Here is a 1,683-nt window from a genome sequence, read left to right on the forward strand (position 1 = left end):
ATAAAATAAAAAACTAGAATTATTACTTGAATAACTTCTAGTTCTATAATACGAAAGGATGTGATCAATCACATCCATTCTAACATTCTTCTGAAACGATGAACTTAGGTCTTCCTTTGATTTCATCATAAATCTGTGCAATATAGTAACCAATAATACCAAGACAGATCATGATAATACTACTAGAGAATAACTGAAGTAGAATAACTGTAGTAAAACCTCCTAAAGCTGTACCATTTATATACTGCACAATTGAGTTAATACCAAATATTACAGAGACAAGTAACATGATAAAACCACAAATAGTGACAATCTGCATAGGTGCAGAAGAGAAAGAAGTAATATTAAGTATTGCATACTTAACTAGTGATTTAGTAGACCACTTTGATTCCCCTGCTTCTCTTTCAGCTACTCTAAATGGAATCTGTGTTGTCTTAAATCCTACCCATGAAGATAAAGCTCTAAAGAAAGAATTCTTTTCTTTCATGTTAAGTAGTACCAACATAACTTTTCTATCAAGAAGCTTGAAGTCTGATGCATTCATCATATCGATATTAGTCAACTTAGAGATGATCTTATAGAAAGTATTAGCCATAAATCTATGGATACCTGATTCTTCTCCTCTATCCTCTTTGACAGCTTCTACAACTTCATATCCTTCCTGCCATAATTTATACATTTCTACAATTTTAATTGGTGGATGTTGTAAATCACAGTCCATGACAACACAACAATCCCCCTTTGCATATGTTAAACCTGCAGTAATTGCAGATTCTTTACCAAAGTTTCTAGAAAAATGAACACCTCTTACATGTTCATGTTTCTCTGATGCTGTTTGGATTCTATTCCAAGTATCATCCTTAGAACCATCATCCACAAATAAGATTTCATAAGGAATCTTATGTTCTGTCATGATATCTACTACTACATTCGCAGTATTATCAATTAATAGTCCTTCATTATAAGATGGTATTATAATACTTAATAAACCTTTCATTTTAATTCTCCTTACAATATTTTTTTCTATAGATTGCATTCGCAAGAATAAATAGTATTGCCCCTGCTGTTAAGCCAATACCAAGTTTTTTGTGTTTGTATGATATCTCATAGTAATTTTATTAGTACCAGAATGAATTTTAATTGCATATAAGCAGTTTCCAAATGATTTTACTTCTGCCTTCTCGTTATTCATTAATACATCCCAACCATCATCTACAGGAACAGATAAATATAAATAACTATCTTTATCTTCTGTTTTGACTGTTGTATCAATAGAACCATTCTTCATTGAGATGTTTACTTTGTTCTTACGTACTGTTTGAGCACACTGATTTAATACACTTAAATCTAATGCATAAAAATAGGCATTATCATATGAATTTAAGTAAAAATATTATATCACATATCGGCATGTGGTTATATAAATGGTACTGCATGTGTATATGATTTAATAAATTTTAATATTTTAGTTAAAATTTTTTAAGAATTCTTTTGTTTTCTTGATGTAACTGATAATTAGATATTTATCAACAATTTGGTATCTAAAAACATTTGATTCTCATCCAATATGTTATTTGACATTTACTTAGTTTTGCATACTGGCTGTCAAAAAGGATCATAAAAAATTCTAATGTGGACCCCGTGTCAAGGACATTAAATAAAAAGGCGCTTAAAAATGATTAG

General features: G+C 29.8%; 1 protein-coding gene and 1 pseudogene. Both read right to left on the reverse strand.

Translation table 11 applies throughout. The annotated features are described in order from the left end of the window. Positions 1–79: 79 nt before the first annotated feature. A complete protein-coding gene (locus tag DW269_RS12395) occupies positions 80–997 on the reverse strand; it encodes a glycosyltransferase family 2 protein (RefSeq protein WP_117460322.1) in 918 nt (305 codons plus the stop codon). A gap of 69 nt (positions 998–1,066) precedes the next feature. Then, positions 1,067–1,363 (reverse strand): annotated as a pseudogene (locus DW269_RS12400) (YfhO family protein); the annotation flags it as partial. Between the last annotated feature and the right edge of the window lie 320 nt (positions 1,364–1,683).

The organism is Catenibacterium sp. AM22-6LB, assembly GCF_003435615.1.
GTDB classification, from domain to species: Bacteria; Bacillota_I; Bacilli_A; order Erysipelotrichales; family Coprobacillaceae; genus Catenibacterium; species Catenibacterium mitsuoka_A.

What these genes read in the sequence shown, in the direction of transcription:
- DW269_RS12395 (WP_117460322.1), bottom strand. Translation starts at nt 997, where the DNA reads ATGAAAGGTTTATTAAGTATTATAATACCATCTTATAATGAAGGACTA.